Origin of the sequence: Pseudomonas syringae group sp. J309-1 (assembly GCF_032582135.1) — a bacterium.
GTDB lineage: Bacteria > Pseudomonadota > Gammaproteobacteria > Pseudomonadales > Pseudomonadaceae > Aquipseudomonas > Aquipseudomonas quasicaspiana.
In genome coordinates, this window is record NZ_JAWHNU010000127.1 from 1 (window position 1) to 720 (window position 720).

Genomic DNA, 720 nt, shown 5'->3' on the forward strand with positions numbered 1-720 from the left:
GTCCAAAGAAAGAACCTCGCCTGTTCAGTCGCTTGCCGAAAACTGCGCAAGAAACCACGTCTAGATTTGCCCACACGTTCGGGGTTTGCACGACAATCGGCCCATCGCCCTCACGGGAACCTGGTGCGCACCGGGTATCAGTGTAGCGCGCCGCGCGGTTTTGAGTTTTTGACACGCGGTTTTAGAGCACGAGCTATGGCTTAAAAGGAGCTTCAATGCGCCCTCGAACCTGCTTTGAGCCTTCATCGCGGGGTTATGATCAACTCCCGCGCAGGCCGACCCTTTCCCCCGCCTACCGTATAGTTCAGCTGAACCTCATCCTGGTCGAACGCCGCGAAGATCTTGCGGATAGCAGGCACGTCGTTGATGGAGAGGATGACGCGACCCTTCAGGCGTGAAAGGCGCTCGGCCATCACCTCGAACTGCTCCCGGCCAAACAGGGTTGCGCCATAGTCACGTTCCGATCCGAAATACGGCGGATCGAGATAGAAGAGGGTCTCAGCGCGATCGTAGCGATCAATGAAGGGAAGCCAATCCAGGCACTCAATGGTGACACCAGCAAGCCGTTCATGAACCTCCGCAAGCAGGGGCTCCAGGCGTGTGAGGTTGAAGCTTGCCGACGAACTGGGATCGACGCCGAAACTTTGGCCAGCGACCTTGCCGCCGAATGCCGTCTTTTGAAGGTAAAGCAACCGGCCGGCGCGCTCCAGGTCGGGCAAC

Annotated in this window: 1 protein-coding gene; it reads right to left on the reverse strand. The window is 58.3% G+C overall.

Translation table 11 applies throughout. The annotated features are described in order from the left end of the window. Window positions 1-242: 242 nt before the first annotated feature. Window positions 243-720 (reverse strand): DNA adenine methylase (locus RX972_RS29040; protein WP_410478273.1); only part of this gene is annotated, 478 nt, incomplete at its 5' end.